This window comes from Saccharopolyspora elongata (assembly GCF_004348985.1).
In the GTDB taxonomy this organism is placed as follows: domain Bacteria; phylum Actinomycetota; class Actinomycetes; order Mycobacteriales; family Pseudonocardiaceae; genus Saccharopolyspora; species Saccharopolyspora elongata.
The window spans coordinates 23360-49838 of the sequence record NZ_SMKW01000054.1; the positions used below are offsets into that span (position 1 = coordinate 23360).

General features: G+C 70.1%; 26 protein-coding genes. 10 read left to right on the forward strand and 16 right to left on the reverse strand.

What is annotated here, in order from left to right:
- Nucleotides 1-50: 50 nt before the first annotated feature.
- From aceB to E1288_RS31355, 3 genes are all read left to right on the forward strand, one after another.
- Nucleotides 51-1643, forward strand: coding sequence for a malate synthase A (gene aceB / locus E1288_RS31345; RefSeq protein WP_132491660.1), 1593 nt, complete (start codon nucleotides 51-53; stop codon nucleotides 1641-1643).
- 138 nt (nucleotides 1644-1781) lie between these two features.
- Entirely contained in the window at nucleotides 1782-3035 is a 1254-nt protein-coding gene (locus E1288_RS31350; RefSeq protein WP_132491662.1) for a DUF6986 family protein, read from the forward strand.
- Nucleotides 3036-3379: 344 nt separating this feature from the next.
- Nucleotides 3380-4483, forward strand: a complete 1104-nt coding sequence (locus E1288_RS31355; protein ID WP_132491664.1) for an alcohol dehydrogenase catalytic domain-containing protein — start codon at nucleotides 3380-3382, stop codon at nucleotides 4481-4483.
- Between the two features lie 56 nt (nucleotides 4484-4539).
- Here the strand turns inward: E1288_RS31355 and E1288_RS31360 are convergent, their stop codons facing one another.
- Complete coding sequence (locus tag E1288_RS31360) at nucleotides 4540-4935, reverse strand: nuclear transport factor 2 family protein (protein ID WP_132491666.1); 396 nt, start codon at nucleotides 4933-4935, stop codon at nucleotides 4540-4542.
- Nucleotides 4936-5085: 150 nt separating this feature from the next.
- Between E1288_RS31360 and E1288_RS31365 the strand changes: the two genes are divergently transcribed.
- Nucleotides 5086-5412: a hypothetical protein gene (locus E1288_RS31365; protein WP_132491668.1), complete on the forward strand. Its 327-nt coding sequence runs from the start codon at nucleotides 5086-5088 to the stop codon at nucleotides 5410-5412.
- A gap of 7 nt (nucleotides 5413-5419) precedes the next feature.
- Here the strand turns inward: E1288_RS31365 and E1288_RS31370 are convergent, their stop codons facing one another.
- Complete coding sequence (locus E1288_RS31370) at nucleotides 5420-6022, reverse strand: TetR family transcriptional regulator (RefSeq protein ID WP_235883925.1); 603 nt, start codon at nucleotides 6020-6022, stop codon at nucleotides 5420-5422.
- 74 nt (nucleotides 6023-6096) lie between these two features.
- Here E1288_RS31370 and E1288_RS31375 point away from each other — a divergent pair, with 74 nt between their 5' ends.
- On the forward strand, nucleotides 6097-6972 hold the full coding sequence (locus E1288_RS31375) for an SDR family NAD(P)-dependent oxidoreductase (RefSeq protein ID WP_132491670.1): 876 nt from the start codon (nucleotides 6097-6099) through the stop codon (nucleotides 6970-6972).
- 1 nt (nucleotide 6973) lies between these two features.
- Here the strand turns inward: E1288_RS31375 and E1288_RS31380 are convergent, their stop codons facing one another.
- A complete protein-coding gene (locus E1288_RS31380; protein WP_132491672.1) occupies nucleotides 6974-7288 on the reverse strand; it encodes an ArsR/SmtB family transcription factor in 315 nt (104 codons plus the stop codon).
- Nucleotides 7289-7413: 125 nt separating this feature from the next.
- On the opposite strand from E1288_RS31380, the gene E1288_RS31385 reads away from it, so the two are divergent.
- On the forward strand, nucleotides 7414-8814 hold the full coding sequence (locus E1288_RS31385; RefSeq protein ID WP_207954663.1) for an MFS transporter: 1401 nt from the start codon (nucleotides 7414-7416) through the stop codon (nucleotides 8812-8814).
- 1 nt (nucleotide 8815) lies between these two features.
- Here the strand turns inward: E1288_RS31385 and E1288_RS31390 are convergent, their stop codons facing one another.
- The 9 genes from E1288_RS31390 to E1288_RS31430 form a co-directional block, all read right to left on the reverse strand.
- Nucleotides 8816-9727 carry a serine/threonine-protein kinase gene (locus tag E1288_RS31390; protein ID WP_132491674.1) on the reverse strand — a complete coding sequence of 304 codons (912 nt, stop codon included), beginning with the start codon at nucleotides 9725-9727 and terminating at the stop codon, nucleotides 8816-8818.
- 23 nt (nucleotides 9728-9750) lie between these two features.
- Nucleotides 9751-9951 carry a hypothetical protein gene (locus E1288_RS31395; RefSeq protein WP_132491676.1) on the reverse strand — a complete coding sequence of 67 codons (201 nt, stop codon included), beginning with the start codon at nucleotides 9949-9951 and terminating at the stop codon, nucleotides 9751-9753.
- Nucleotides 9952-10132: 181 nt separating this feature from the next.
- Nucleotides 10133-11194, reverse strand: coding sequence for a S8 family serine peptidase (locus E1288_RS31400; RefSeq protein ID WP_207954664.1), 1062 nt, complete (start codon nucleotides 11192-11194; stop codon nucleotides 10133-10135).
- Nucleotides 11195-11531: 337 nt separating this feature from the next.
- Nucleotides 11532-13037: a nucleobase:cation symporter-2 family protein gene (locus E1288_RS31405; RefSeq protein ID WP_165968352.1), complete on the reverse strand. Its 1506-nt coding sequence runs from the start codon at nucleotides 13035-13037 to the stop codon at nucleotides 11532-11534.
- Nucleotides 13038-13317: 280 nt separating this feature from the next.
- A complete protein-coding gene (pucL, locus tag E1288_RS31410; RefSeq protein ID WP_132491678.1) occupies nucleotides 13318-14208 on the reverse strand; it encodes a factor-independent urate hydroxylase in 891 nt (296 codons plus the stop codon).
- 7 nt (nucleotides 14209-14215) lie between these two features.
- Nucleotides 14216-14584, reverse strand: coding sequence for a hydroxyisourate hydrolase (uraH, locus tag E1288_RS31415; RefSeq protein WP_132491680.1), 369 nt, complete (start codon nucleotides 14582-14584; stop codon nucleotides 14216-14218).
- Nucleotides 14581-15090 carry a 2-oxo-4-hydroxy-4-carboxy-5-ureidoimidazoline decarboxylase gene (uraD, locus tag E1288_RS31420; RefSeq protein WP_132491682.1) on the reverse strand — a complete coding sequence of 170 codons (510 nt, stop codon included), beginning with the start codon at nucleotides 15088-15090 and terminating at the stop codon, nucleotides 14581-14583. Before uraD ends, uraH begins: the two co-directional genes overlap by 4 nt.
- 359 nt (nucleotides 15091-15449) lie before the next feature.
- Nucleotides 15450-15848 (reverse strand): helix-turn-helix domain-containing protein, encoded by a 399-nt coding sequence (locus tag E1288_RS31425; protein WP_235883926.1) that lies wholly within the window; start codon nucleotides 15846-15848, stop codon nucleotides 15450-15452.
- Nucleotides 15826-16083: a thiamine-binding protein gene (locus E1288_RS31430; RefSeq protein ID WP_132491684.1), complete on the reverse strand. Its 258-nt coding sequence runs from the start codon at nucleotides 16081-16083 to the stop codon at nucleotides 15826-15828. Before E1288_RS31430 ends, E1288_RS31425 begins: the two co-directional genes overlap by 23 nt.
- Nucleotides 16084-16290: 207 nt before the next feature.
- Here E1288_RS31430 and E1288_RS31435 point away from each other — a divergent pair, with 207 nt between their 5' ends.
- The 4 genes from E1288_RS31435 to E1288_RS31450 all read left to right on the forward strand — a co-directional run bounded on the left by E1288_RS31435 (nucleotide 16291) and on the right by E1288_RS31450 (nucleotide 21410).
- Nucleotides 16291-17088 (forward strand): hydroxypyruvate isomerase family protein, encoded by a 798-nt coding sequence (locus E1288_RS31435; protein ID WP_132491686.1) that lies wholly within the window; start codon nucleotides 16291-16293, stop codon nucleotides 17086-17088.
- Nucleotides 17085-18047 (forward strand): 2-hydroxy-3-oxopropionate reductase, encoded by a 963-nt coding sequence (locus E1288_RS31440; protein WP_268951933.1) that lies wholly within the window; start codon nucleotides 17085-17087, stop codon nucleotides 18045-18047. Before E1288_RS31435 ends, E1288_RS31440 begins: the two co-directional genes overlap by 4 nt.
- Nucleotides 18048-18313: 266 nt before the next feature.
- A complete protein-coding gene (gene gcl / locus E1288_RS31445; protein ID WP_132491690.1) occupies nucleotides 18314-20017 on the forward strand; it encodes a glyoxylate carboligase in 1704 nt (567 codons plus the stop codon).
- Between the two features lie 265 nt (nucleotides 20018-20282).
- Nucleotides 20283-21410, forward strand: a complete 1128-nt coding sequence (locus E1288_RS31450) for a glycerate kinase (protein ID WP_132491692.1) — start codon at nucleotides 20283-20285, stop codon at nucleotides 21408-21410.
- 195 nt (nucleotides 21411-21605) lie between these two features.
- On the opposite strand, the gene E1288_RS31455 is transcribed toward E1288_RS31450, so the two are convergent.
- From E1288_RS31455 to E1288_RS31470, 4 genes are all read right to left on the reverse strand, one after another.
- Nucleotides 21606-22262, reverse strand: a complete 657-nt coding sequence (locus E1288_RS31455) for a GntR family transcriptional regulator (protein WP_235883927.1) — start codon at nucleotides 22260-22262, stop codon at nucleotides 21606-21608.
- Nucleotides 22263-22396: 134 nt separating this feature from the next.
- Nucleotides 22397-23305 (reverse strand): polysaccharide deacetylase family protein, encoded by a 909-nt coding sequence (locus E1288_RS31460; protein WP_132491694.1) that lies wholly within the window; start codon nucleotides 23303-23305, stop codon nucleotides 22397-22399.
- 85 nt (nucleotides 23306-23390) lie between these two features.
- Entirely contained in the window at nucleotides 23391-24530 is a 1140-nt protein-coding gene (locus tag E1288_RS31465; RefSeq protein ID WP_132491696.1) for an aspartate racemase/maleate isomerase family protein, read from the reverse strand.
- A gap of 225 nt (nucleotides 24531-24755) precedes the next feature.
- On the reverse strand, nucleotides 24756-26060 hold the full coding sequence (locus tag E1288_RS31470; RefSeq protein WP_132491698.1) for an MFS transporter: 1305 nt from the start codon (nucleotides 26058-26060) through the stop codon (nucleotides 24756-24758).
- Nucleotides 26061-26479: the final 419 nt, after the last annotated feature.

Sequence of the window (26479 nt, forward strand, 5' to 3'; positions counted from 1 at the left end):
GCCAACAAGCCACCGTCTGGAACCCGGCAGCAGAAAGAGGTGGACTTCCCATGTCCGAAACCCCAGCAGGAGTGCAGGTGCTCGGCGGTGCCGTCGAGCGCGGGGACGAGATCCTGACCGAGGAAGCGCTCGAGTTCGTCGCCGGTCTGCAGCGCGCCTTCGGCGCCCGCCGCGACGAGCTGCTCGCCCGCCGCAAGGAGCGCCGCGCCGAGGCCACCGCCAAGGGCCGGCTGGACTTCCTGGCGGAGACCCGGCACATCCGCGAAGGCGACTGGCAGGTGGCCGCGCCGCCGGCCGACATCGCCGACCGTCGCGTCGAGATCACCGGCCCGACCGACCGCAAGATGGCCATCAACGCGCTGAACTCCGGCGCGCGCGTCTGGCTCGCCGACCTCGAGGACGCCAACACCCCGCACTGGCGCAACGTGGTCTCCGGCCAGGTCAACCTCTACGACCTGGTCCGCAAGCAGATCGAGCTGACCACGCCCGAGGGCAAGCACTACAAGCTGCGCGACGACGTCAAGCACGCCGTTCCGCTGGTGCGCCCCCGCGGCTGGCACTTCGACGAGAAGCACATCCTGGTCGACGGCAAGCCGGTGGTCGCCGCGTTCGTCGACTTCGGCCTGCACTTCTTCCACAACGCCAAGGAACTGATCAGCCGCGGCAGCGGACCGTACTTCTACCTGCCGAAGATGGAGAGCCACCTCGAGGCTCGGCTGTGGAACGACGTGTTCACCCACGCCCAGCAGGAGCTCGGCGTCCCGCACGGCACGGTGCGCGCCACGGTGCTGATCGAGACCTACCCGGCCGCGTTCGAGATGGAGGAGATCCTCTACGAGCTGCGCGACCACTCCGCCGGCCTCAACGCGGGCCGCTGGGACTACCTGTTCAGCGTGATCAAGACCTTCCGCGACTCGGACAAGTACATCCTCCCGGACCGCAACTCGGTGACCATGACCGCGCCGTTCATGCGCGCCTACACCGAGCTGCTGGTGCGCACCTGCCACAAGCGCGGCGCGTTCGCGATCGGCGGCATGGCCGCGTTCATCCCCACCAAGGACCCGGCCACCAACGAGGCCGCGATGGGCAAGGTGCACGACGACAAGAAGCGCGAGGCCGGCGACGGCTTCGACGGCTCCTGGGTCGCTCACCCCGGCCTGGTGCCGATCTGCTTCGAGGAGTTCGACGCGGTGCTGGGCGACAAGCCCAACCAGATCGACCGCACCCGCGACGAGGTCTCGGTGACCGCCGACCAGCTGCTGTCGGTGGCCGACACCCCCGGTGAGAAGACCATCGAGGGCCTGCGCGCCGCGGTCGACGTCGGCGTCCGCTACATCGTGTCGTGGCTGGGCGGCAACGGCGCGGCGGCGATCCACAACCTGATGGAGGACGCCGCTACCGCCGAGATCTCGCGTTCGCAGATCTGGCAGTGGCTGCACAACAGCGTGGTGCTGGCCGGTGGCGAGCAGGTCACCGCGGACCTGGTCCGCGAGGTGCTGGCCGACACCGAGAAGCAGCTGCGGTCCGAAGACGGCTTCCCGGTCGACAACCTGGGCCGGGCCGTCGAGCTGTTCGAGCAGGTGGCGGTGGCTGACGAGTTCGTCGACTTCCTGACGCTGCCTGCCTACGAAGAGATCGACTGAGTACGGAAAGGCCGCGGTGAGCCTGGGGTCGTGAGTGCTTTTGGTTGCTGCAGCAGCCAAAAGCACTCACGACCCCGTCGCCGTAGCCGAACTGGGCAGCCGGGGACGCCTCCCGGCTGCCGGACGAAGGGAGCGCAAGTGGCCAGAACCTCGCTGGAATCCACCGAGATCGCGAAGCGGCTCGCCCGCCTGTCCGAGGTGGACGAGCACATCGCCCGCACGTACCCGGGCGCGAGCGCGGCCCGGCAGCCGGTGCACACCTGCTACGTGCCGGCGAGCAAGGTCGACGCCGACACGGTGCGGCAGTGGGGACGGGAGGCGCTGGCCGCGCTCGACCGGGACGCCGCCCGGCCCGAGGACCTCGTCGAGATCCTAGGCCTGGACGAGCAGATCGCCCGGGCCGTGCACCCGCGGGTGCGGGCGAAGCTGCAGAACTCGCCGGTCGAGGACCTGCGCATCGACTTCGAGGACGGCTACGGGCGGCCCGGCGACGACGTCGAGGACGCCGACGCCGAGCGGACCGCCGGGGTGGTCGCCGGGTGGTTGCGCGACGGCGTGGAGCCGGCGAACTTCGGCCTGCGGGTGAAGTCCTTCGACACCCCGGAGCTGCGCGCCCGCTCGGTGCGCACGCTGGACGTCTTCCTCACCGCGTTGCTGCAGCAGTGGGGCAGCCTGCCCGCCGGATTCGTGCTCACCTTCCCGAAGGTCGTCGACGTCTCGCAGGTCGAGGTCTTCGTCGAGCTGCTGGAGCTCTTCGAGCAGCAGCTGGGCATGCCGGAGAAGTCGCTGCGCTTCGAGATCCAGGTGGAGACCACGCAGTCCATCGTGGACTCGCACGGTCGCTTCGCGCTGCCGCTATTCCTGCGGGCGGGCGCTGGCCGGGTCACCGGGCTGCACTTCGGCACCTACGACTACACGGCCAGCTGCGGGCTGACCGCCGCGCACCAGCACCTCGCGCACCGCGCCTGCGACTTCGCGCGGCACGCGATGCAGGTGTCCGCCGCGGGCACCGGGGTGTTCCTGTCCGACGGCTCGACGAACGTGCTGCCGGTCGGCGACCAGGTGCACCACGGCTGGCGCACCCACTACGAGCTCACCCGCCGGTCCCTGGAGCACGGCTTCTACCAGGGCTGGGACCTGCACCCGGCGCAGCTGGTGACCCGCTACGCGGCGGTGTTCGCGGCGTTCCGCGACTCGGCTCCGGCGGAGGCGGCGCGGCTGTCGGCGTACGTGTCGGCCAGCGGCAGCGCGGTGCTGGACGAGCCGGCGACGGCGCGAGCGCTGGCGGCGTCCTTCGTGCGGGCGCTGGACAACGGCGCCACCGACGCGGACGAGGTCAAGGAGATGACGGGACTGGCGGAACCGGAGATCCGCAAGCTCGGCCGCCTCTAGGCCGGTAGGCCGCCGGCCCCCGGCACCGGCGGCCCTCATCGCGTCAGCCGCCGTAGGTCGCGGCGTACGGCCGCGCGTCCCCGCCTTCGTCGGGGCTGCGACCACAGGTCGTTCGGGCGCGGTACCGCTGATCCCGCACAACGTCCAGTAGGAGCCCAGCTCCGGGAGCGGAACCTCGTTCCACGCCCGGCCATCCCAGTGCTGCACCGAGCCGCGCCGCCAGTCGTTGCCGTTCTTCGTCACCATTCCCGCGGGGGTCTGACCGGCGCCGTGGGCAGGGGTTGAAAGTCGGTGTTCGGTGTGAGCGGATGGGCACGGATCCGGCGGCTTGGAGGAGCGTGGCGATGGAGATCAGGGGTGCGGTGCTGCAGGAATGCGGTCGGCCTGGGCCGTGGGAGCGGTCGCGGCCGCTCGCCGTCACCGAACTCGACCTCGACTCGCCCGGGCCGGGCGAGTTGCTCGTGCAGCTGGAGGCCGCCGGGGTCTGCCACTCCGATCTGTCCGTTGTGGACGGAAACCGGGTGCGCCCGGTGCCGATGCTGCTCGGGCACGAGGCCTGCGGCCGGGTCGCCGAGGTCGGCGCCGGCGTCACCGATCTCGCCGTCGGGCAGCGCGTCGTCCTGTACTTCGTGCCGCGGTGCGAGGAATGCGACGCGTGCCGAGCGGGTGGGCGGGCGCTGTGCTCGCCGGGCTGGGCCGCGAACGGTGCGGGCACGCTGCTCTCCGGCGCTCGCCGCCTGAAGTGGGACGGCCGCGAGGTGCACCACCACTGCGGCGTTTCCGGGTTCGCCACGCACGCCGTGGTCGACCGCCACTCCGTCGTGCCGGTCGCCGACGACGTGCCGCCGGAGATCGGCGCGCTGCTCGGCTGCGCGGTGCTCACCGGCGGTGGCGCGGTGAAGAACGCCGCCCGCATCGAGCCCGGCGAAGACGTCACGGTGGTGGGCGTCGGCGGGGTCGGCATGGCGGCGGTGCTGGTTGCGCTGGCCTGTGGCGCGGGCAGCGTGACCGTCGTGGATCCCTTGGCGGGCAAGCGGTCTCGCGGCCTCGAACTCGGCGCGACGAAGGCGTTGACGCCGGAGGAGGCCGTCGAATCCGGGCACAAGACCTCGGTGGTCGTGGAGGCGAGCGGCAACGCGAAGGCGTTCGAGACGGCGGTTTCGGTGACCGCGCCCGCCGGGCGGACGGTCTCGGTCGGCCTGGCCTCGCCGGAGGCGCGGAGCAGCATCTCGCCATTGGCGCTGGTGAGCGAGACCCGCACGATCATCGGCTCGTTCCTCGGTTCCGGCCTGCCCGCGCAGGACATCCCGGAGTACGCGGACCTGTGGCGGGCCGGGAAGCTGCCCGTCGACCAGCTGGTGTCGGGGACCATCGACCTGGACGACATCAACCACGCGATGGACGAGCTCGCCGCCGGGCGGGCCATGCGCCAGGTCATCCGCTTCTGATCCGTTTCGGCTGGGGCCTTTGCCGGGCCGTTCGCACGCTCCCGTACGAGTGGCCGCTACGCGGCGGCTTCGGCGACGGTGAGGCTGTCCTCGTAGATGTGGTAGCGGGTGATCAGGCCGTCCTCGCCGGTCAGGTGCAGGGCGAACGGGGTGGTGAAGGCCCGGCCGTTGGCCCTGATGACCTGCGACACCTCGCCGAGCACCACCGCGTGCGGCCCGTCGACGAGGATGTGGCCGATGCGCGCCTCGGTTTCCCTGGGGACGAAACCGCCCAGCATCGTGCGGAAGAAATCGGCGACGTCGGCGCGCGTCGTGCAGTGCCGGATCCACGGCACCGCAGGCGATCCGACGATCTTCCAGTCGACGGTCTCGGCGAACAGCGCGGCGATGGCGTCGGGGTCGCCGCCGGCCAGGGTCTGCAGGAAGTCGTCGACGGTTTTCCTGAAGGTCATCGCGTCTCTCCTCGGATCGGAACTGCCACGAGTCTCGCGGCGATCCCGCATCGCGTCGATTACCCCGCGGGTAATGGGAGAACTGCACGGCACGGCGCCGCGGCACCGGCTAGCGTCGGTCCGGTCCGACAGCGTCGCGAGGAGCAGATCATGGAAGAGCAGTCCGCCCGGGGGGACATCCTGGAGACGTTGGCCGAGCGGCTGGGCAAGCGCCAGGTCTTCGGTGAACCCGTGCGGCAGGGCGACACCACCCTGCTGCCGGTCGCTCACGTCCGCACCGGCGGCGGTCGCCACGGTCACGACGACGGCGTCGGCATCGGCGTGGATGCCCGCCCGGTCGGCGCGTTCTCGGTCTCCGCCGACGGCAAGGTCGCCTGGCACCCGGCCGTCAACGTGAACAAGATCGTCTGGGGCGGCCAGCTGGCGCTCGCCGCCGTCATCGTCTCCTTCGCGATCGCCTTCCGCCGCAAGCGCTGACCCGCGGTCAGGCCTTCGGGGCTCCGGCGGCGAAAGCCGGCGCCAGCTGCTCGAAGGCCCGGTCGATCGACTTCATCCGGTCCTCGTCGCCGCGCAGCCACTCCCGGGACGCGGTGTCGAGGGCCGCCGTCGCCGCGTTGGTCAGCAGATCCGCGGTGAACGCGTCGAGTCCGGAGCGTTCGCGCAGGACATCGGCGACGTCCTGGCGCCACTGCTCCCGCTTCTGGTGCAGCCGGGCTCGCAGCGACTGCGTCGTTTCGATCAGCCGGAGGCTGGTCGCGTCGCGCTGCGAGGAATGGATCTTCTCCGCCCAGCGGCGCAGCACGTGGTGCAGGCATGCCCACGGCGGCTGGTCGGCGGGCTGGGCGCGCAGGTCTTCGACGACCTGTTCGCCGAGCGCGTCGATCCCGCCGAAGACGGCGTCCTCCTTCGACGGGAAGTACCGGAAGAAGCTGCGCTTCGTCAGCCCAGCGGCCCGGGCTATCTCGTCCACGGTCGTCTCGTCGAAGCCGTGCTCGACGAACATCTCCAAGGCCAGCTCGGCGAGCTCCGTGCGGACCGCACGCCGCGCCCGCGCCCGCAGCCCATCGGTGCCACTCGCGCTGTTCACGCACCCTAGTCTACTTTATGTCATCAGATGTCAAACTAGACATTCGGTGACATGGGAGGCGAGAAGTGGCGACGATGAGCGGCAAGACGGTGCTCGTGACCGGTAGCACGGGTGGGATCGGCAAGGAGACGGCGCGCGGCCTCGCGCGGCTGGGGGCCGACGTGATCCTGGTGGGGCGCAACGCGGATCGAGCCGAAGCGGCGGCTGCGGAGCTCCGGCGCGACACCGGCAATCCCGGCGTCGAGGCGCTGATAGCCGACGTGACCAGGCGGGACGACCTGCGCCGCCTGGCGGAGCAGGTGAGGGCTCGCGACGGCGGCCTGCACGTGCTGATCAACAATGCCGGGGTTGCCAAGGAAAGCCGGGAGCTGACCGCGGACGGCGTCGAGATGGCGTTCGCGGCCAACGTCCTGGCCCCGTTCGTGCTCACCCATCTCCTGCTGCCCGAGCTTCGGCGCGCCGGTCGCGGGCGGGTCGTCAACATCGCCGGCGGGGTGCCGCGCGGCCGGATCGACCTGGACAACCTGCAGGGCGAGAAGTCCTACGTGGGGCTCGCGTTCTACAACCAGACCAAGCTCGCGCTGATGGCGATGAGCTGCGCCTTCGCCGAGCGCCTGCGGGAGTCGGGGATCACGATCAACGTCGCGTATCCCGGACACGCCTACACGTCCATGAACAAGAACCTGACGACGAGCGCGTATCCGTTGGCGGCGCGGCCGGTGGTGCCGCTGCTGAGGATCCTCATGCCGGTCATCTACGGCGGTGCGGCTGTGGAGAAAGCGGCCGCTTCCAGCATTCGCCTGGCGTCCGATCCGGGCCTCGCCGAAGTGCACGGCGTCTACTTCAACAGCAAGGCCGAACGCGCCCCGTGGCCGGCGAGCGTCCGCGACCGGCGCAACCGGGACGCGATCTGGGCGCTGTGCCGGGAGCTCGGCCGGATCGAGGGTTGATTCAGCGGCCGTCTTCGCGGTCGGCCGCCGCCAGGATCGTGTCGAGCAGGCCGGGGAACCTGGCTTCGAGGTCGTCGTGGCGCAGCGACAGCAGGTTCTCCCGGCCGGACGGCTGCTGCCAGATCACGCCGCTGTCCCGCAGCACCCGCCAATGCCTGGTCAGGGTCGACTTCGACACGCCTTCGACGATGCTTCCGCAGCTCTGCTCGCCGCCGGTGGCGAGCGCGCGGACGATGGTCATCCGCAGCGGGTTGGCCAGCGCGGAGAGCACGTCCTGCAGCTGGATCTGGTCGCGGTCCGGATGCGTGTCGATCACCTCGTCGAGTCTACGCAAAAGTACGCGTAGACGTGAACAGACTTCCGTTCGATTGTTGACGCATATGTGAACTGTTCACTAGTGTGCGTACAGTCAATCAAGATCAATCGAATGGAAGGGCCGACATGTCCGCGCTCTCGACATCGCCGCCCGACACCGGTCGCAGCCTGGGGTGGAGCCTGGCGCTACTGGCCCTGGCGCAGCTGATCTTCTCGCTGGACCTGAACATCGTGTTCGTCGCGCTCCCGGAGATCGGCGCCGAACTGGGCTTCCCGAACCAGACCCAGCAGTGGGTGGTCGGCGCCTACGCGGTGTTCGCGGGGGGCTTCCTGCTGCTCGGCGGCCGGGCGGCCGACCTGTTCGGCCGCCGCCGGATGTTCGTCGCGGCCCTCGCTGTCTACGCGGCCTCGTCGCTGGCCGGCGGGCTGGCGACCGGCCCCGGGCTGATCATCGCCGCGCGCATGGTGCAGGGCATCGGCGGCGCGATGCTGCTGCCGTCGACGCTCTCGCTGATCAACACGCTGTTCGAGGAGGGGCCGCGGCGGAACCGGGCGCTCGCGGTGTGGGGCGGGGCGGGCGCCAGCGGGCTCACCGTGGGCGCCCTGCTGGGCGGCATCCTGACCGAGTTCTTCGGCTGGCCGGCGGTTTTCTACGTGAACGTGCCGTTGGCCGGGCTGGTCGCGGTCGCCGCGCTGGTCGTCATTCCGCGCGATGCGGCCGCGCAACGCGGGCGGCGCTTCGACGTGCCGGGCGCGCTGACGGTCACCGGCGGCGCCACGCTGCTCGTGTACGCGCTCGTGCAGGGAGCCGAAGTCGGTTGGGGCGCAACGGATGTAGTCGTGGCTGCGGCGCTCGCGGTGGTGCTGCTCGTCGCGTTCGCGTTCATCGAGGTGCGCAGCGCGGATCCGCTGATGCCGCCGCGCCTGCTGCGCAACCGGAGCCTCGTCGTCGGTGTCAGCGCTACGTTCGTCTACATGGGCACGTTCGGTGCGCTGCCGTACTTCCTCACGATCCTCTTCCAGCAGGTGCACGGATTCAGCGCGCTGCAGACCGGGCTCGGCTTCCTGCTGCCGGCACTGGCGATCGCCGCCGGAACGCAGCTCGGCGAGCGCGCCGCCACCCGGTTCGGCACCCGTGCCACGCTCGTGGCGGGCGGCGTCATCGGAGTGGTCGGGACGGCGATCCTGGCCGTCGGCTTCCAGGACGGTGCGGGCTACCTCGTCGCGGTTCCCGGGCTTCTGGTCTCCGGCGTCGGGCAGGGGATCACCTGGACCGCGATGTGGATCGCGGCCGGATCCGGCGTCGCCGCAGGGGAACAGGGCGTCGCGTCCGGCATGGCTTCGACGACGCTGAACCTGGGCAACGCCATCGGCATCGCCGCGCTGACCGCCGTCGCCTACTCCGGGCACAGCGCCGAGACCGCCGTGCTGGCGGGCGGCGGGCGGCTCGCGGTGCTGCTCGCGGCGGTGGGGATGGTACTCGGGGTGCTGCTCGCGTTCGCCTTGCCGCGCAAGGAGATCCGGTAGCTCAGGTGTCGATGGTCTCCGGGTTCATGCCGGACCAGGCGATCAGGCGGTCCGCGACCTCGCCCACCGTCGGACGGGACTTCGGGTCCGGGTCGAGGCAGGCGTCGACGGTGCGGGACAGCGCCGCGGGCAGGCGTCGGTGGGTGCGCAGCGGCGCGGCAGTGTTGTGCCGCTGCGGGTAGTAGCGGGTGCCGTCATCGTTGCGCCCGCTGGAGGACACCTCGGCCCACGGTGTGGTGCCCGAAAGGGCCTCGTACAACGTGATGCCGAGGCCCCAGGTGTCCGCCGCCGGCGTCATCTCGCCGCCGGCCGCCTGCTCCGGGGAGAGGTAGTCGAACGTCCCGGCCGAGCTGTGCTCGCCGATCCGGCAGGCGAGGCTGAGGTCGAGCAGCACCGCCCGGCCGCCGACCTCGACCACGTTCGACGGCTTCACGTCGATGTGCACCCAGCCGCGGCGGTGCAGATAGCCGAGCACCGAGCACAGCTGGATGCCCAGCACCGCGGTGTCGACCGGCCGCAGCCGCCCGAGCTCCTCGATCAGGAAGCCCAGCGTGTGCCCCGGCAGCGTCTCGGTGATCACCACCGGCCGCGCCGGCTCGTCGGCCTGCGCGATCTCGTAGCCGCGCACCAGGTGCGGATGCGTGAACTGGGTCAGCAGCACGCCTTCGTTGCGCAGCCAGCCGATCGCGCGCTCGTCCGCGGCGCGCTCCGGCCGGACGGTCTTGGCGATGCAGCGGCAGGACCGCTCCTCGCTCCACACGTCGTAGACGTCCAGCCGGCTGCCGCGGCGCAGGTGCCCGACGACCCGGTAGCCGGGGGCGAGCACGTCACCCGGCGCGAGCGGCGGTCCCGGCGGTCCCCAGTCCTGGTCGGGTTCGCCGTAGTAGTAGGAGCTCAACGAATCGATCAGCACCGAACCGAGCCGATTGCGCGGCGTCAGCTGTGGCTGCGACGGCGGTAGTGGCCGTGGCCGCTGCTGCTCGAGTGGCGGCGACGGCGGTGCCCGCTGCTGCTGTCGTACCGGCGGCGGTGCCCACCGCTGCTCGAATGCCTGCGGCGGTGCCCGCCGCTGCTGGAGTGCCCGTGCGAATGGTGCTTCGCCGGCGACACCATCTTGAACAGCTTCGAAAGGTCCATCGGCCCAGCTCCCGGATCGATCGGTGGCCGCGCGGTCGCGCGGTCCTGTGATCATTGTTCCTGGATTCGGGGGCGCGGTCGAGGAATTTTGCACCTTTCGCGGATTCGGCCCAATGGCGGACTCGTCGGCGGCGGTGGCCAGTGGTATTACCATCGCCGCCGACGAGCGGTCATCGCCTGGTCACAGCGGCTGCTGGACCGCCGCGGCGGCATCGACGACGCCGTAGCCGTAAACCGGGTTGAAGACCCCGCGCAGCCCCACCAGCGGCGTGCGGGCGGTGGTCATCAGCGCCTTCTCGATGCCGTCGGCATTGCGGTCCTGCGCGCCGAGCAGCGCCGCGACACCCGCGACCTGCGGGGCCGCCATGGAGGTTCCGGCGAAGGAGTCGTAGTCGGCCTGCCCGCACTTCGCCGAACCGGCACCGCGCGGCACCGTCGACCAGACGTCGTCGTCGCAGCCCTGCTTGGACGCGCCGCCCGGCGCCGACACGGCCCTCGTGTCCAGCTTGAGGGCGAGGTTGGAGTACGTCGAGTGGAGCTCGTTGGCGTCCGTCGCGGCGACGCACAGCGCGCCGGACTCCCAGGCCGGGGTGTCGCACAGCGGAGCGGTTTCGTTGCCCGCCGAGGCGACCACGACCACGCCCTTCTCGCGGGCGTAGGCGATGGCGTCCTTCGTCTCGTTGGCCAGCCCGAGCAGCGTCAGGACCTGCGTGCCGGGCTGCGCGCCGAGGCTGAGGTTCACGACGTTCGCGCCGTGGTCGGCGGCGTAGCGGACGCCCGCGCCGATGTCGGCGAACGTGCCGGAACCGTTCTCCAGCGCCTTGATCGGCATGATCCGCGCGTCCGGCGCGACGCCGGCGATCCCGATGCCGTTCCCGGCGACCGCCGCGGCGATGCCCGCGACGTGGGTGCCGTGCACGTCGGTCGGCTGGCCCACGCCGTCCACGCCCAGCCAGTCGCCGTTGCCGCACGGCGCCGGCCGGTCGCCGCAGCCGGCGAAGGTCGCGCCCGGCACCAGCTTCGGCGCCAGGTCGGGGTGGCCGAGGTCGACGCCGGTGTCCACCACGGCGATGACCTGGCCCGCGCCGGTGCTGGTGGCCCACGCCTCGGGGGCCCGCAGCTGGGCGAGTCCCCACTGCTTCTCGCCGAGCGGGTCCACCGCGGACTGCCCGCTCGCGGCCGCCTGGGTCGCGAGGACCGATAAACCGACCAATCCGGCGGTGATCAGGGCCCGCATCCGCATCGAGATCTCCCAACTTCGGCAGGAATTTCGCCGGATCAACGAGCCTCGCGGGGAGCCGGTGCGCGGGACGGGGCAGAAGCGGCCGTTCGCCGCGCCAAGTTCGGACGCTCGGCCCAACGCCGACGCCGGAAATGCCTTCCCCGCGCCGGATTTCCGGTTCCGCACGGAGAGGGGGGAGTTCCGATTTTGCCTAAAATTGGGAAATCCCCTTGACCAGCGGCGGAACCGGGGATGCCACTGCGCGGGGTTCAGTCGACCGGGACGAGGTGATCGTCCGCGTGCGAAGGGCGCCTTTTGCCGGTGTGACCGGCAAAAGGCGCCCTTCGGCGGGTGGTTGTTACCTGGTGGATTCGGATTCCTGCGCGGACGCCCGCGGCTCCGGAACGGCGTCCAGGTGACCGGCGTCGGCCTCGTCGCGGTGGTACTCCCCCGGGGCCGTGCCGACCACCGCGACCGTGTCACCGCCCACCGTCGGCTCCGCCTCCGCGGGCTGCTTCCGCCAGGCGTTGAACAGCAGGTTCAGCAGCAGGGCCGCGATGCAGCCGGTGCTGATGCCGGAGTCGAGCACGGTGCGCAGCGCGGCCGGGAAGTGCTCGTAGAAGTGCGGCGCGACGACCGGGACCATGCCGATGCCCAGCGACCCCGCGACGATCAGCGAGTTGAACGGGTCGCCCAGGTCGGACTTGCCGAGCGTCCGGATGCCGCTGGTGGTCACCGAACCGAACAGCACCAGCGCGGCGCCGCCCAGCACCGGCTGCGGGACCAGCGAGACGACCGCGCCGACCACCGGGAACAGGCCCAGCAGCACCAGCACACCACCGGCGGTGGCGACCACGTACCGGCTGCGGACCCGGGTCAGCGCCACCAGGCCGATGTTCTGCGCGAAGGCGCTGCAGGTGAAGCCGCCGAAGACGGCGCTGATCGCGCTGCCTGCGCCGTCGGCGCGCAGGCCGGCCGCGATGGTCTTCTCGTCCGCGGGCCGGTCCACGATCTCGCCGAGGGCGATCATGTCCGCGGTGGTCTCCATCATCGCCACCAGCATCACGATGCAGATCGAGATGGTCGCGGTGATGTTGAACGTCGGAGTGCCCAGCGCGAACGGGGTCGGGAAGTTGAACAGCGGCGCCGACTCGAAGGTCTCGGTGTCGATCAGCCCGACCGGCCAGGCGATCAGGGTGCCGGCCACCAGGCCGAGCAGCAGCGCGATCCGGTTCCAGAAGCCCTTGAGGAAGCGGTTGAACAGCAGCACCAGCGCGAACGTCACCGCGCCGAGCGCGATCTTTTCCGGTGCCGCGTAGTCGGGTGCCTCGGCGTTGTTGCCCGCGATCCACTTGATGCCCACCGGCATCAGGGACAGGCCGATGAGCGTGATCACGGTGCCGTTGACCACCGGCGGGAAGAACCGCACCAGCCGGGAGAAGTAGGGGGCGATCACGAAGGCCAGCACGCCGGCGATCAGCACCGAGCCGTAGATCACCGACAGCGGATTTCCCTGGCCCTGCTGCGCGACGATGGCCAGCATCGGCGCGACGGAGCCGAACGTGACGCCGTTGACGAACGGCAGCCGGGCACCGATCTTCCACACGCCCAGCGACTGCAACATGGTGGCCAGACCCGCGGTGAACAGGCTCGCGCCGATCAGCAGGGTCATCTCCAGCGGCGCCAGGCCCATGGCCTCGCCGATGATCAGCGGCGGCGCCACCACGCCGGCGTACATCGCGGCGATGTGCTGGATGCCGAACGCCAGCAGGCGCGCCGGCGGCATTACCTCGTCCACCGGGTGGACATCGGTGGGTTTTCCGTTTCTGGTGCCGCGGTTGCGACGGGTCTTGAAGAGGGCCATAGGGGACTCCTGGGCCGCAGGGGCTGGTCAGATCAAGTCACTATCAGCGCCGGGTTTGTTCGCTGTTTCTCTTCATTGCCGGGAAATCAACCTTCGATCCACAATGGACCGATGGTTTCTCGGGCGACTGCCGGGCGCCCGAAGTTCGGGTAGCAGAAGGGGCCACCAGGGAATCTCCGGTGGCCCCAACTGCAGGATCAACGGTGATCCTCGATTGCCGGTTCTCCTCGCGCGTGGGGGAGGCCCGGCGGTCGAAAACTGCGAGAACTGCGGTGAACGATCAGAACTGCGGCAGGCTGTACCAAGCCTGCGGTGCTTCCTCCACGTCGTCGCGGGTGACGACGCCTTCGATCAGGCCGTACGGCCGGTCCGCAGCGAAGAACACCTCGTTGTTGTTCTCCAGCCCGCAGTACTCGAGGTCGACCAGGAAGTGGTGCTTGTTCGGCAGCGACAGCCGGACCTCGGCCACCTCCGGGTGCTTCTCCATCGCGGCCTTGCCCATCTCGTACAGGCTCTGCTGCAGCGCCAGGCTGTGCGTGGTGGCGAAGGCCTCCAGCATCGTCGCCCGGATCGACTCGAAGCTCTTGCCCCAGTCCACGTCGGTGTGGAGGTAGCGCCAGCGGGCGGTCACCGCGGTGGCCAGGATCCGGTCGTTGGTCTCGGCCAGCGTCGTGTACTTGTCCTTGGGGTAGCCCCAGAACTCCGAGCCGGTGGACTTGAGGACGATCAGGTCCTTCAGCCCGGACACCACGTGCGCCTGGTCGCCGTCGATGGTGACCGCCGTGGTGCGCTTCTCGTCGGTGGAGCGGGCGAAGGAGTGGTCGTGGCCGGTGCCGCCGACCGGGATCCGCTCCCAGCTGTACTCGTCGATGAGGATGCGCGCGCCGGTGATGCCGTCGGCCGTGCCGACGAAGTGCCGGCCGAGCCGCAGCGCGAAGTCCTCGATCTCGCCGATCGGCGCTTCCTTGGCGAAGGCGTAGACCGTGTTCTTCTGCGTGTCGGTCGGCAGTACGTTGCCGTTGTCGCCCGTGAGGTGGGCGGAGTCGAGATCGCCGCGCAGCGAGGAGCTGACGTTGAGGTCCTTGATGGTGTGCCGCGCGTTGTCCCGGTTCACCGAGACGATGCGGACCTCGGCCTTGCCGTACTGGTTGGGGCCCATGACGATGCCCATGCGGTGATCAGCTCCCTCGGTAGGTGGAATAGGCGAACGGGCTCAGCAGCAGCGGGACGTGGTAGTGCTGAGCGGGGTCGGCGATCCGGAAGGTGATCTGCACCTGCGGGTAGAAGGTCGCGACACCCAGGCGGTCGAAGTACTCGCCGGTCTCGAAGGTGAGCCGGTAGTCCCCGGCCTCCAGCCGGTCCGGGCCCAGGTCCTTGATCCGGCCGTCGTCGTCGGTCCGCCCTTCCGCCAGCGCGGTCCAGGCAGTATCGATGCTCGACCCCGCGAGCGGGTCTTCGGAACCCTTGGCGGCCTCCAGCCGGATCGCGACCCCGGCGGCGGGGGCGCCCCGCGCGGCGTCGAGCACGTGGGTGGTGACGGCACTCATCCTTCGATCACCTTTGCCAATCTCAGACGTGCGATCTTGCGGAGTTCGTCGGCGACGATCCGCAGCTCTGCTCCGGGCTCGTTGTCCAGCCGCGAGTGCAGGATCTCCAGCAGCTCCGCGCCGCTGCGACCGGCGGCGCAGACCAGGTACACGCGCCCGAACCGCTGTTCGTACGCCTCGTTGCCCTCGCGCAGAGCGCGGGCCAGCTCGGCGTCGCCGCCGTCGACCCCGGACTGCTCGTTGCGGGAGAACTTGGCCGAGGTGTTCTCGCCGGTGGCGCGCTCGCCGATTCGGGGGTGTGCGGCGAGCGCGCCGTCGATCTCCTCGGGGGTCAGCTCCGGCGCGGCGGCGTCGGCGGCCTGGTAGACGGCGTCCACGTCGGCGAACGGGCGCCGGTCGGCGATGTCGGCGGCCCAGCGGGGAACGTCCAGGCAGGCGAGGAGCTGCTGGACGAGTTCCGCTCGGGGTAGGCCGTTCAGCCGGTCCGTTTCGGTGGTTGTTGACATCGCAAACTCTCACAGGATGTGCGGCCCCGAAGAGGTTTTCGGGATTGGCGGAGGCGGCGGACGAGAGTCCGAGCATGCCTGGGCTGTGCTGCGGTTGCCGGTCACGAGCTCCGGTGCGGCAAAAGCTACGACTGTGCTCAGCCAAGTGTCAACACTTTGTTGAAAAATCCTGGTCGCGCGTTGTGCGGTTGGCACAAGTCCGGGCGAACCGCCCGGCGCGTGGAGGAGTGCGCCGATGCCTCGGCGGAGGGGTTGGTTCGGGAGCCGCTGTGGCCCGTGTGCACTTCGTGTCGCCCTGGCAGCAAGAAGTGCGCACGGGGGTGACTAGCGGGAACGGGGCGCTTCGAGGTGCTGCCCGGTCAGCTCCGGTTGGCCTGCTCGCGGTTGAGGTAGTTGTAGACCGTGAAGCGGCTGACGCCGAGCGCCTTGGCCACCGTCTCGACGGACTTGCGCAGGGTGAACGCGCCGCGCTCCTCCAGCAGCCGGACGGCGCGCTGCTTGGCCGGGCGCGGCAGGTCCGGCAGGCGCCCGCCGAGCTCGCCCTCGACGTCCCGGATCATCCGGTCGAGGGCGCTGGTCAGCTCCTGACCGGGCAGTCGGACCGCGACCACCGGCGCGCCCTCCCAGTACAGGACGATGTCGCCGGGTTCGCGCTCGTCTGCGGGCACGGCGGTGCCGCCGATGTGCTCCAGCAGCGGAGCGATCGCGTTGGCGAGCGGATGCACGCCGACCAGCCTAAACCCGGTCGTCGTCGGCATCGCCGACGGTCACCTGCAGGGTGATCCGGTTCGCACCGGTGCTCAGCACGGTTTCCATCACGGCGGCGAGCGCGGGCAGCAGCTGCTCGCGCTCGCCGCTGATCGAGGTGCCCAGCGGGCCGAATTCGGGCTCCAGCCCGGCGGCGAGCAGGCAGTCTCGGGCGGCCACGGCGTGGGCCGGCGGCTCGCCCTCCCCTTCGAAGGGCTCGGTCGTGAACTCAGCTCGCAAGATCATTGGTGTGACCTCCCGGTTGAACCGTATCCGCCCAGGTGGGACCGCCGCGCAGGACTGGCTCTCCGCGGCTTCTGCGCTGGTGGGGCGGCTGTGGGTGACCGGTGGGTAACCCGAGGTGGGGCGTTGACCGCCGACTCCCTTGTCGCTAATCTATCGTTGTACGAAATAAGACTTCCGCATAACGAAACTTCTCCCGAGGGGGTGCCGATGAATCCGAACCGCTACGACGTCAACCTCTCGATCCTGTTCACCGAACTGGACGTGCTGGACCGTCCCGCCGCTGCGAAGGCCGCCGGATTCGACAAGGTGGAGTTCTGGTGGCCGTTCCCGGTCGCGGTGCCCACCGACCGCGAGGTGGACCGGTTCGTCCAGGCGATCTCCGACGCCGGGGTTTCGCTGGTGGGCCTGAACTTCTTCGCCGGTGACATGCCCGCGGGGGATCGCGGCGTGCTGTCGAACCCGGACCGCGCCGGCGAATTCGCCGACAACGTCGACGTCGCGGTCGGCATCGGCGAGCGGCTGGGCTGCCGGGCCTTCAACGCCCTGTACGGCAACCGGATCGACGGGGTCGAGGCGGCGGCGCAGGACGACGTGGCCGTCGAGAGCCTGGTGCGCGCGGCGAAGGGCACCGAGCGCATCGGCGGTGTGGTGCTGATCGAGCCGGTCAGCGGCACGCCCGCGTACCCGCTGAAGACCGCCGCCGACGCGCTCGCGGTGATCGACCGCGTGCACGCCCAAGGCGTCGACAACCTGCGGCTGCTGTTCGACCTCTACCACCTGACGGTCAACGGCGACGACTCGAACGCGGTGATCGACCAGCACGCGAACGCCATCGGGCACGTGCAGATCGCCGACGCGCCGGGCCGCAACGAGCCGGGCACCGGCGAGATCGACTTCGAGCACTACTTCGACAAGCTCGGCGCGGCGGGCTACACCGGCCACATCGGACTGGAGTACAAGCCGAGCGGCGCCAGCGCCGACAGCTTCGGCTGGATCAAGCGCTGAGCGCTCGTGAACGATCGTTTCCGGTTCTTACCGGAACCAGCGCGCTCACGAGCGGCGACAACCACGGAGGTACCACAACCATGAGCAAGGTCGGATTCATCGGGCTGGGCATCATGGGCGGCCCGATGGCGGCCAACCTGGTCAAGGCCGGCCACGAGGTCACCGGCTACAACCGCAGCCAGGCCAAGATCGACCAGCTGGTCGCCGACGGGGGCAAGGCGGCGGGGAGCGTGGCCGAGGCCGTCCGCGACGCCGAGATCATCTTCACCATGCTGCCGGACTCGCCGGACGTCGAGGCCGTCGTGCTCGGCGAGGACGGCGTGCTGGCCAACGCCAAGCAGGGCGCACTGCTCATCGACTGCAGCACGATCCGCCCCGACGTGTCGCGCCGCGTCGCCGAAGCCGCCGCCGAGAAGGGCGTGCAGGCGATCGACGCGCCGGTCAGTGGCGGCGAGCCGAAGGCGATCGACGGCACGCTGTCGATCATGGTCGGCGGCGAGGCGGACGCCTTCGCCGCGGCCGAAGCCGCGCTGGGCGCGGTCGGCACCACGATCGTCCACGTTGGACCCGCCGGAGCCGGGCAGACCGTGAAGGCGGCCAACCAGCTCATCGTCGCGGGCAACATCGGGCTGGTAGCCGAGGCCCTGGTGTTCCTAGAGGCGCACGGCGTCGACACCGAGGCGGGGCTGAAGGTGCTCGGCGGCGGGCTCGCCGGTAGCACCGTGCTCGACGCCAAGGGCGCGAAGATGCGCAACCGCGAGTTCGCCCCGGGCTTCCGGCTCGAACTGCACCACAAGGACATGGGCATCGTGCAGGCCGCCGCGCGCGACGCGGGCCTGTCGATCCCGATCGGTTCGCTGGTGAGTCAGCTCGTCGCCGCGGCCGTCGCGCAGGGCGACGGCAAGCTCGACCACTCCGGTCTGCTCAAGCAGATCACGCAGCTCAACGGTCGCGACTGAGACCGCGGTGTCGCGCGGGTAGTTCCTCGTCTCCTGCGGCCACGGCCCGCGCGACACCGCCACCCCACTCCTCAGGTCCGCAATTTCAATGGAAATCAGAGGTTCGATTTCCATTGAAATTGCGGAAGAACTCGCCCGGCCGGGCGATCTCGAAGCAAGACGGTCACGGGTCAGCGGTTCCAGCGCCGCCAAGCAACCAAAACCACTGACCCGTTCCCAACAAGGTGCGCGTCGAAAGCGCGGCACCCGAGAGGAAGTCTTACACCATGCCCAAAGTTCCTGTCATGCAGGCCGTCGTCGACGTGCTGAAGTCCGAGGGCGTCGACATCACCTTCGGTTGCCCCGGTGCGGCGATCCTCCCGCTGTACGCGGCGATGGAGGACAGCGGCATCAAGCACCTGATCGTCCGCCACGAAGAGGGCGCGACCCACATGGCCGACGGCTGGGCACGCACCAACGGCAACGTCGGGGTCGCCATCGGCACCTCCGGCCCGGCTGGCACCAACATGATCACCGGCCTCTACACCGCGCAGGCGGACTCGATCCCGATCCTGTGCATCACCGGCCAGGCGGTGTCCACCAAGCTGCACCAGGAGGCGTTCCAGGCGGTCGACATCGTCGACATCGCCAAGCCCGTGACGAAGTGGGCGGTGCAGGTCAAGGAGGCCGCGCAGGCGCCGTGGATCTTCCGCGAGGCGTTCCGCGTCGCGCGGTCCGGCCGCCCCGGCCCGGTGCTGATCGACCTGCCGCTGGACGTGCAGAAGCAGGAGATCGAGTGGGACCCGGCGCTGGACGCCCCGCTGCCGATCCCGGCCGTCGAGCCGCACCTGCCGCGGGTCGAGCGCGCCCTGGACCTGCTGCTGGAGGCCGACCGGCCGCTGATCCTCGCCGGTGGCGGTGTCATCCTCGGGGACGCCCACGAGCAGGTCCGCGAACTGGCCGAGCTGCTCGGCGTCCCGGTGCAGATCACGCTGATGGGCAAGGGATCCTTCCCGGAGGACCACGAGCTGTTCGCCGGCATGACCGGTATCCAGACCAGCCAGCGCTACGGCAACCAGTCGTTCCTGGAGGCCGACCTGGTGCTGGCGCTGGGCGCCCGCTTCGGCGACCGGCACACCGGTGCCCTGGACACCTACCGCGGTGAGCGCAAGTTCATCCACGTCGACATCGAGCCCACCCAGATCGGCAAGGTCTTCGGGCCGGACCTGGGCATCGTCTCGGACACCCGGCTGTTCCTGGACGCGCTGATCGAGGCCGCGCGCAAGCGCAACGCCAAGAAGGACTACTCCGAGTGGGTCTCCCGGGTCGGCGTGCTCAAGCAGACCCTTACCCGGCCGGACGACTACGACACCGTGCCGATCAAGGCGCCGCGGGTGTACCGGGAGATCAACCAGATCTTCCCGCCGGAGGCGTACTTCGTCACCGCGATCGGCCTGTACCAGATCTGGGGCGGGCAGTTCCAGACCGCGCACCTGCCGCGGCACTACCAGGTGTGCGGCCAGGCCGGTCCGCTCGGCTGGGAGATCCCGGCGGCGATCGGCGTGAAGTCCGCCGAGCCGGACGCCGAGGTCGTCGCGGTGGTCGGTGACTACGGCTTCCAGTTCCTGGTCGAGGAGCTGGCGGTGGCCGCCCAGTACAACGTCCCGTTCGTGATCATCATGCTGAACAACGAGTACCTGGGCCTGATCCGCCAGGCCGAGGGCGACGCGTTCGGCATGAAGACCGAGGTGGACATCCACTACGACGAGTACGGCACCGACAACGTCAAGATCATGGAGGCCTACGGCTGCTCCGGCCGCCGGGTGTTCGAGCCCGGTGACCTGGTCGAGACCATCGAGTGGGCCCGCAAGGAGGCTGTCGCCACCAGCCGCCCGGTCCTGGTCGAGGTGATGATCGAGCGGGAGGCCAACACGGCCCGGGGCATCCGCATCGACGCCATGATCGAGCCGGAGCCGGTGCCCAACGCGTAATGGTCCTCGGGGTGCGGAGGCTGGCCGACGCGTACGGGAACCGTGTCGGTTGGTCCTGTCACACACTCCCGCACCCCAGGCGGGGCTTCAGGGCGGCCCTGCGCGAGGTGCGCTCGCCGGCGACGCGCGGTGGCGTGGTCGGCGAGCGTGCCCCGCATTTCCCACGGACGGGGTCCTCGGGTGGAATATCCGTAAGACCCCTTGGTGTCCTCCGCCGGGTTCGTGCCGGGCGTCCCGGCGGAGGATGCCGCCCTAGCGATCGGAGTTGGTTGTGCCAGGACCCGTCCTCATCGCGCCGGACAAGTTCAAGGGCTCGCTGACGGCGCCGCAAGTCGCCGAGGCGGTGGCCGCCGGGCTGCGCCGGGCCCGACCCGACGCGCAGGTGCGCTTGGCGCCGGTGGCCGACGGCGGGGACGGCACCGTGCAGGCCGCGCTGGCCAGCGGATACGCGCCGATTCCGGTGCGGGTCGCGGGCCCGGTCGGCGAGCCGGTGGACACCGAGATCGCGATCAGCGGCGACACCGCCGTGGTCGAGCTGGCCTCGGCTTCGGGGCTGGCACTGCTCGACCCGGAAGAGCTCGCCCCGCTGGCGGCCTCCAGTGAGGGCACCGGCGAGGCGATCCTGATGGCTTTGGACGCGGGAGCGCGGACCGTGGTGCTCGGCGTTGGTGGCAGTGCGAGCACCGACGGCGGCGCCGGAATGCTCACCGTCCTGGGGGCGCGGGTCTTGGACGCTGCGGATAACCCGTTGCCCCCAGGCGGTGGACCACTGAGCCGAGTGGCCACAGTGGACCTTTCTGGCCTGGACCCCCGGCTGGCCGAAACCGAATTCATCCTCGCGTCCGATGTGGACAACCCGCTGCTCGGCGAGCGCGGTGCGGCGCACGTGTACGGGCCGCAGAAGGGCGCGGACCCGGAACAGGTCCGCTTCCTGGACGAGGCGCTGGGCAACTGGTCGCGCGCGGTACTGGCCGCGGGCGGCCGCGACGTCGCCGAGCAGCCGGGTGCCGGGGCGGCCGGCGGCGTCGGCTACGGCGCGCTCGCGGTGCTGGGCGCGCGGATGCGGCCGGGCGTGGACGTGATCCTGGAGCTGATCGACTTCGACCGGCAGCTCGAGGGCGCGGGCCTGGTGATCATCGGCGAGGGCGCCATCGACGAGCAGACCCTGCACGGCAAGGGCCCGGCCGGAGTCGCCGCCCGAGCCCGCGAAGCGGGCGTGCCGGTGGTGGCGATCGCGGGACGCTGCGACCTGACGCCGGAGCGCCTCCGCGAAGCGGGCGTCGAAGCGGCGTACGCGCTGACCGACATCGAGCCGGACCCGCAGCGCTGCATCCGCGAAGCGGCGACGCTCCTGGTCGACCTCGGCGAACGCCTCGCCCAGAACCACCTGTAGGAACGGCCCCGCGGCAGAACGCCCCCAATTTTGCCTAAAATCGGAAACCCCACCCGGCACCGTGCCAGGTGAGGTTTCCGATTTTGCCTAAAATTGGGAACCGCCGTCGCCGCACCGCAGCGTTGAGAACCTCCCGATTTTGCCTAAAATTGGGAGGACTTCGGTCCTCGGCGGAGCACGGCCCCTGGCTCGGCGTCAGGCGTCGAAGAGGAGGCGGAGGGCCGTGTCCCTGTTGTGGTGGATGTGGCGGATCGCTTCGGCCGACGCCCGGGCCGGGTCGCCGGAGGCGATCGCCTCGTAGAGGTTCGTGTGCTCCAGGCACAGCTCTTCGGGGTCGTCGACCTGCCGGAATAGCCAGTGCAGGCGGCCCTGGAGCGGGTCCAGCATGCCCGCCAGCAGGTGGTGGTCCGCCAGCCGCACGATCTCGTCGTGGAAGTCCCCGTTCGCCTTGCCCACCGCCTGCAGGTCGCCGCCCTGCAACGCCTTGTCCGCCCGGGCGAGGTGCCGCTGCAGCGCCCGCAGGCCGCGCGCGTCGGCCTTGCTAGCCGCCAGCCGGCACGCCAGGCTCTCCAGCGCTTCGCGCACGTCGAAGAGCTCCTCGACGTCGCGGCGCTCTAGGCGTCGCACGATGACGCCGCGCCGCGCGACGTCTTCGACGAACCCCTCGACCCGCAGCGTGCGCAGCGCTTCGCGCACCGGCACCCGCGAAACAGCCAGCTCCGCGGCGAGCTCGCGCTCGACGATCCGGTCGCCCGGCGCGAACCGGCCGTCGATGATGCGGTTGCGGATCTCCTCGCAGACCTGGTCGCGCAGCGGCCGGTCGCGGGAACCCAACGGGACCGGCTGGGCCACGTCCGCTCCTTCCCCTCAACACTCGCCCCAAAGCGTAGTCAGTCGCATCCCCGGACGAGATCCGCAGTTTCAATTGAAACTGCCAACCCGCCGGAGTGGTGGGGCGCAGTTTCAATTGAACTGCGCCCCACCCGTCACGGGCCGGCGGGGGACGGCCGGCCGGGTTCGGCGAACGGGTAGCGGTTGCGGAAGTCGGCCGCGGCCTCTTCGAAGGTGACGAAGCGGACCCCGTCCAGGGAACGCCAGTAGTCGATGAGCCGTTCCAGCATCAGCAGCACCTGAGGCCGCCCGGAGACGTCCGGGTGCAGGGTGACCGGGAAGACGCCGTAGTCGAACTCGCGGTACACCCACTCGAACTGGTCCCGCCACAGCTGCTCGACGTCGCGCGGGCTGACGAAGCCGTGCGAGTTCGCCGCGTGCTTGTTGAACAGCATCGGCGGCAGGTCGTCGACGTACCAGTTGCCGCAGAACTCCACCAGGTCCACCTCGTGGCCGTGCTGCAGCGGCTTCATCCACGATTCGGCGGGACCGGCGAAGTCGATCTTCGTCCAGGAGTCGCCGACCCGCGCGTAGAACGGGTGGAAGTCGTTGTAGTTCTGGCTGTGGTCGTAGCTGAAGCCGTTCTCCATCAGCAGCGCGGCGGTGTACTCGGACATCTCCCACCACGGCGCGACGTAGCCGCGCGGGCGGCGGCCGCTGGCCTTCTCCACCAGCTCGATGCACTTCAGCAGCACGTCGCGTTCCTGCTGTTCGGTCATCTGCACGGGGTTCTCGTGCGAGTAGCCGTGCGCGCCGATCTCGTGCCCGGCGTCGACCACCGCCCGCACCTGGTCCGGGAAGGTCTCGATGGAGTGACCGGGGATGAACCAGGTCGTGGGGATCTCGTAGCGCTCGAAGAGCTTCAGCATCCGGGGCGTGCCGACCTCGCCGGCGAACACGCCGCGCTGGATGTCGTTGGGCGAGTCCTCGCCGCCGTAGGAGCCGAGCCACCCGGCGACGGCGTCGACGTCCACCCCGAGGCAGATCTGGATGTCCTTGCTCATTTGCCTTTCCTCGCAATCGTTCGGTTCGGGTCGTGAGTGCTGGTGGCCGCCAGGGCGGCCATTGCCACTCACGAGGCGGGGCGGCTCACGGCGTCAGCAGGGCCCTGACCTCGGCTGCCGCGGTCTCGGTGGCCTGGACGTCCGCCGGGCGCCAGTCGCGCTCCGTGAGGCTGTGCACCGACAGCCAGCCCGCCATGGCGCCATCGACCTCGACCGGCGCGAGCATCTGGGCCTGCACGCCGTAGGTCTCGATCAGCGCCTGCGGCGGCTGCGGGTCCGCCCGGAAGTGCGGCTGCACCAGCGTGCGGCGGTGTTCTTCCAGCCACTGCACGGTGTTCAGCTTCCGCTGGTCCAGGCCCGGGTCGTGCTGGATCGTGCGCACCCCGGGCCCGGTGTCCTCCGCCGCGGCGAGGTCGACGCCGAGCCGCTGGGACGGCAGGTCGAGCCGCATCGTCGTCCGGTCGGCGCCGGTCGCCTCCCGCAGCGAGGCGCAGATCCGCTTCAGCGCCGCACGCGTCGAGCCCGAAAGCAGCACGCTGCCGCGGTCGATCGGGACAGCGGCGCCGAGCACGTCCAGCGCCTTCCACAGCGTCGCGGAAACGCTGTCCAGCACCGGGATTCCGGCCTTCGCCTCCAGTTCGGCCGCGACGAACGCGCCGCGAAGGTTCGTGCACACCAGCGACACGGCGTGCACATCGTCGGCGGCTGCTTCGATCATCGAGGCCAACCGCTGTTCGGGGACGTTGCCGAAGCTGAAGTTGTCGGTGATGTCGAGCCGCTCGTCGTTGACGACCTCGATGCCTTCCGCGGCGTAGGTTTCGGCGATCTTCGCGGTGACGTCGCCGGTGTACGGCGTGACCAGGCCGAGCCGTGTGACGCCGAAGGCGCGGAAGGAGTCCAGCAGCGCCAGGGTCGACGTGGTGGCCGGCACCCCGCACGCCGCCGAGATCGCGGCGCTGACCTGCCGGTCGTAGTCGAGCCCGAGCCACGAGCCCGCGGTCCCGTTCCACACCACCACGTCCACGGCGGCGTCCCGGAGCAGCTCGGCGGCGGCCGACATCCGCTCCAGCGAGAACTGGCTGTTCTCCTTGTCGGACAGTGAGATCGCGGTGACCGGCAACCTGCTGAAGTGGACGCTCACGTCCTCGACGCCGGACAGCAGCCGGTAGGTGACGGGTTCCAGCACGGTGTTGGACGACGGCGTCAGCATTCCGATGCGTGGCATGTCATTCCTTTCAGCACTGCTTTGGACTTGGTCTTGTCTTTCAAGCGGCGCAGCCGCTTAGCCCACCTGCTCGACTTGCACCGCCGCGGGTTCTCAGGAGGCTTCTCGCGAGGACAGCCCCGATGCCGCGTATTGGTCATACGTAAGTCGGGGATCCCGGAGTCGAGAAGGCTTCTGAGGTTCCGCTACCTGCACCGCTGCGCAAGCCGAGTCCGGAGACCGCAGTCATGCGGGGAGGCGCTTGGTGTAGTCGAGGGTGAGCACCGCGGCGGTCATGATCAATCCCGCGCCGACGAAGTAGAGCAGTGCCCAGGTGTAGCTGCCGGTCGCGCCGACGATGAAGCCCACCAGCATCGGGGTGAGGATGCCCGCGATGTTGCCGCTGAGGTTCATCGCGCCGCCGAGCGCACCGGCGTTCTCCCGGCCGCCGAGCAGCGACGGCACGCTCCACATGAGGCCGACCCAGCGCAGGAAGAACAGCACGATCGACAGCAGCGTCACGGCCGCGATCGGGCCGGGCACCAGCGTCACGCCGAGCAGTCCGAGCACGACCGCCACGCCGGCGACGCCGAGCAGCGTGCGCATCACGACGTTGCCGTTGCGGCCGCGGGCCCGCCAGGCGTCGGCTAGCCAGCCACCGATCAGCTCGCCCACGAAACCGGCGCCGAAGATGACGAAGGTGGACCAGCCGATCGTCTTGATGTCGAAGCCCTTGGACTCCGACAGGTACAGCGGCCCCCAGGTCAGCAGGCCGTAGAACACGCCGTTGAAGCCCAGCCACGCGGCGCACATCGCCCAGAACGACCGGAACTTCAGGTAGCGGCGCAGGGGGCGCCGACCGCCGACGGCGCCCGCGGCGCGGTCCTCGGCGGCGTGCGAGGTCTCGATGTCGGTGGCCTCGGCGTCGTTCACGCCCGGGTGGCTGCGCGGGTGGTCCCGGAGGTACCACCAGGCCCACACGCCCATCAGCACGGTGACCGCGCCGGCGACGATGAACGCGGGCCGCCAGCCGCCGGTCGTCGCGATCAGCCAGGAGATCGCGATGCCGCCGACGCCCGCGCCCAACGGCGCACCGGCGTCGAGGATGACCGCGCCGCGGCCGCGTTCCCGCAGCGGCATCCAGATGGCGTTGAGCTTGCCGCCGGCCGGCATCACCGGCGCTTCGGTGGCGCCGAGCAGGGCTCGCATCCCAAGCAGCGCGCCCGGGCCGGGGGCGGTCGCGGTGAGCGCGGTGGCCGCGCCCCAGGCGATGCACGAGCTGCCGACCATCCGGCGCGGGCCGAAGCGGTCGATCAGCCAGCCGCTGGGCAGCTGCATCAGGGCGTAGGTCCAGAAGAAGGCGGCCAGCAGGATGCCGGTGAGCTCGTCGGAGAGCCCGAACTCCTTCTTGATCAGCGGCAGCGCCACCGAGATGGAGCCGCGGTCGACGTAGTTGATGGTCACGATCGCCAGGAGCAGCAGGAAGATCTTCCAGCGGACCCGGGTCGGTCTGGTCCCGGTGTCCGTGAGGGTTCCCGATGTCTGTGTCACGTCTGGTCTCCAAACGACGAGGAGGAGCCGGGCGATTTGGGATGCGGTATACCAAACATCGTGCCGGGACCCATGTCAATGCCTGGGAAAATACGAATCGGTGACCGGCGTGAAGAAATAGTTTCAGGTCCGTCCGGGGAGGCCGCGCTGAATCGATGCTCCGGCGTCGCCCCTTGACGACCGCGCGGCGCGTACCGTTAACTTTCCAGAAAACGATAAGTATACTTCGCGATACGGAAAGCCATGGTTCAACGCGGCGAACGCTCGCGCCCAGCGGGCGCCGCGCCGTTCTCCTGGCCGATCGGCGTGCTTCTCGCGAACGGTGCCGCCGAACCGACCGGCGCGCCGCATCGGCCCGGCGCTCGCACCATGGGAATCGCGAGCGGCGCACCGCGGGTCAGGTCCGGGTCGACGGCCCG

Excerpts from the sequence above, each read along its gene's own strand:
- aceB (WP_132491660.1), top strand. The coding sequence starts at position 51 with ATGTCCGAAACCCCAGCAGGAGTGCAGGTGCTCGGCGGTGCCGTCGAG.
- E1288_RS31355 (WP_132491664.1), top strand. The coding sequence starts at position 3,380 with ATGGAGATCAGGGGTGCGGTGCTGCAGGAATGCGGTCGGCCTGGGCCG.
- E1288_RS31360 (WP_132491666.1), bottom strand. The coding sequence starts at position 4,935 with ATGACCTTCAGGAAAACCGTCGACGACTTCCTGCAGACCCTGGCCGGC.
- E1288_RS31365 (WP_132491668.1), top strand. The coding sequence starts at position 5,086 with ATGGAAGAGCAGTCCGCCCGGGGGGACATCCTGGAGACGTTGGCCGAG.
- E1288_RS31375 (WP_132491670.1), top strand. The coding sequence starts at position 6,097 with ATGAGCGGCAAGACGGTGCTCGTGACCGGTAGCACGGGTGGGATCGGC.
- E1288_RS31385 (WP_207954663.1), top strand. The coding sequence starts at position 7,414 with ATGTCCGCGCTCTCGACATCGCCGCCCGACACCGGTCGCAGCCTGGGG.
- E1288_RS31395 (WP_132491676.1), bottom strand. The coding sequence starts at position 9,951 with ATGGACCTTTCGAAGCTGTTCAAGATGGTGTCGCCGGCGAAGCACCAT.
- E1288_RS31400 (WP_207954664.1), bottom strand. The coding sequence starts at position 11,194 with ATGCGGATGCGGGCCCTGATCACCGCCGGATTGGTCGGTTTATCGGTC.
- E1288_RS31405 (WP_165968352.1), bottom strand. The coding sequence starts at position 13,037 with ATGGCCCTCTTCAAGACCCGTCGCAACCGCGGCACCAGAAACGGAAAA.
- pucL (WP_132491678.1), bottom strand. The coding sequence starts at position 14,208 with ATGGGCATCGTCATGGGCCCCAACCAGTACGGCAAGGCCGAGGTCCGC.
- uraH (WP_132491680.1), bottom strand. The coding sequence starts at position 14,584 with ATGAGTGCCGTCACCACCCACGTGCTCGACGCCGCGCGGGGCGCCCCC.
- uraD (WP_132491682.1), bottom strand. The coding sequence starts at position 15,090 with ATGTCAACAACCACCGAAACGGACCGGCTGAACGGCCTACCCCGAGCG.
- E1288_RS31425 (WP_235883926.1), bottom strand. The coding sequence starts at position 15,848 with ATGCCGACGACGACCGGGTTTAGGCTGGTCGGCGTGCATCCGCTCGCC.
- E1288_RS31430 (WP_132491684.1), bottom strand. The coding sequence starts at position 16,083 with ATGATCTTGCGAGCTGAGTTCACGACCGAGCCCTTCGAAGGGGAGGGC.
- E1288_RS31435 (WP_132491686.1), top strand. The coding sequence starts at position 16,291 with ATGAATCCGAACCGCTACGACGTCAACCTCTCGATCCTGTTCACCGAA.
- gcl (WP_132491690.1), top strand. The coding sequence starts at position 18,314 with ATGCCCAAAGTTCCTGTCATGCAGGCCGTCGTCGACGTGCTGAAGTCC.
- E1288_RS31460 (WP_132491694.1), bottom strand. The coding sequence starts at position 23,305 with ATGAGCAAGGACATCCAGATCTGCCTCGGGGTGGACGTCGACGCCGTC.
- E1288_RS31465 (WP_132491696.1), bottom strand. The coding sequence starts at position 24,530 with ATGCCACGCATCGGAATGCTGACGCCGTCGTCCAACACCGTGCTGGAA.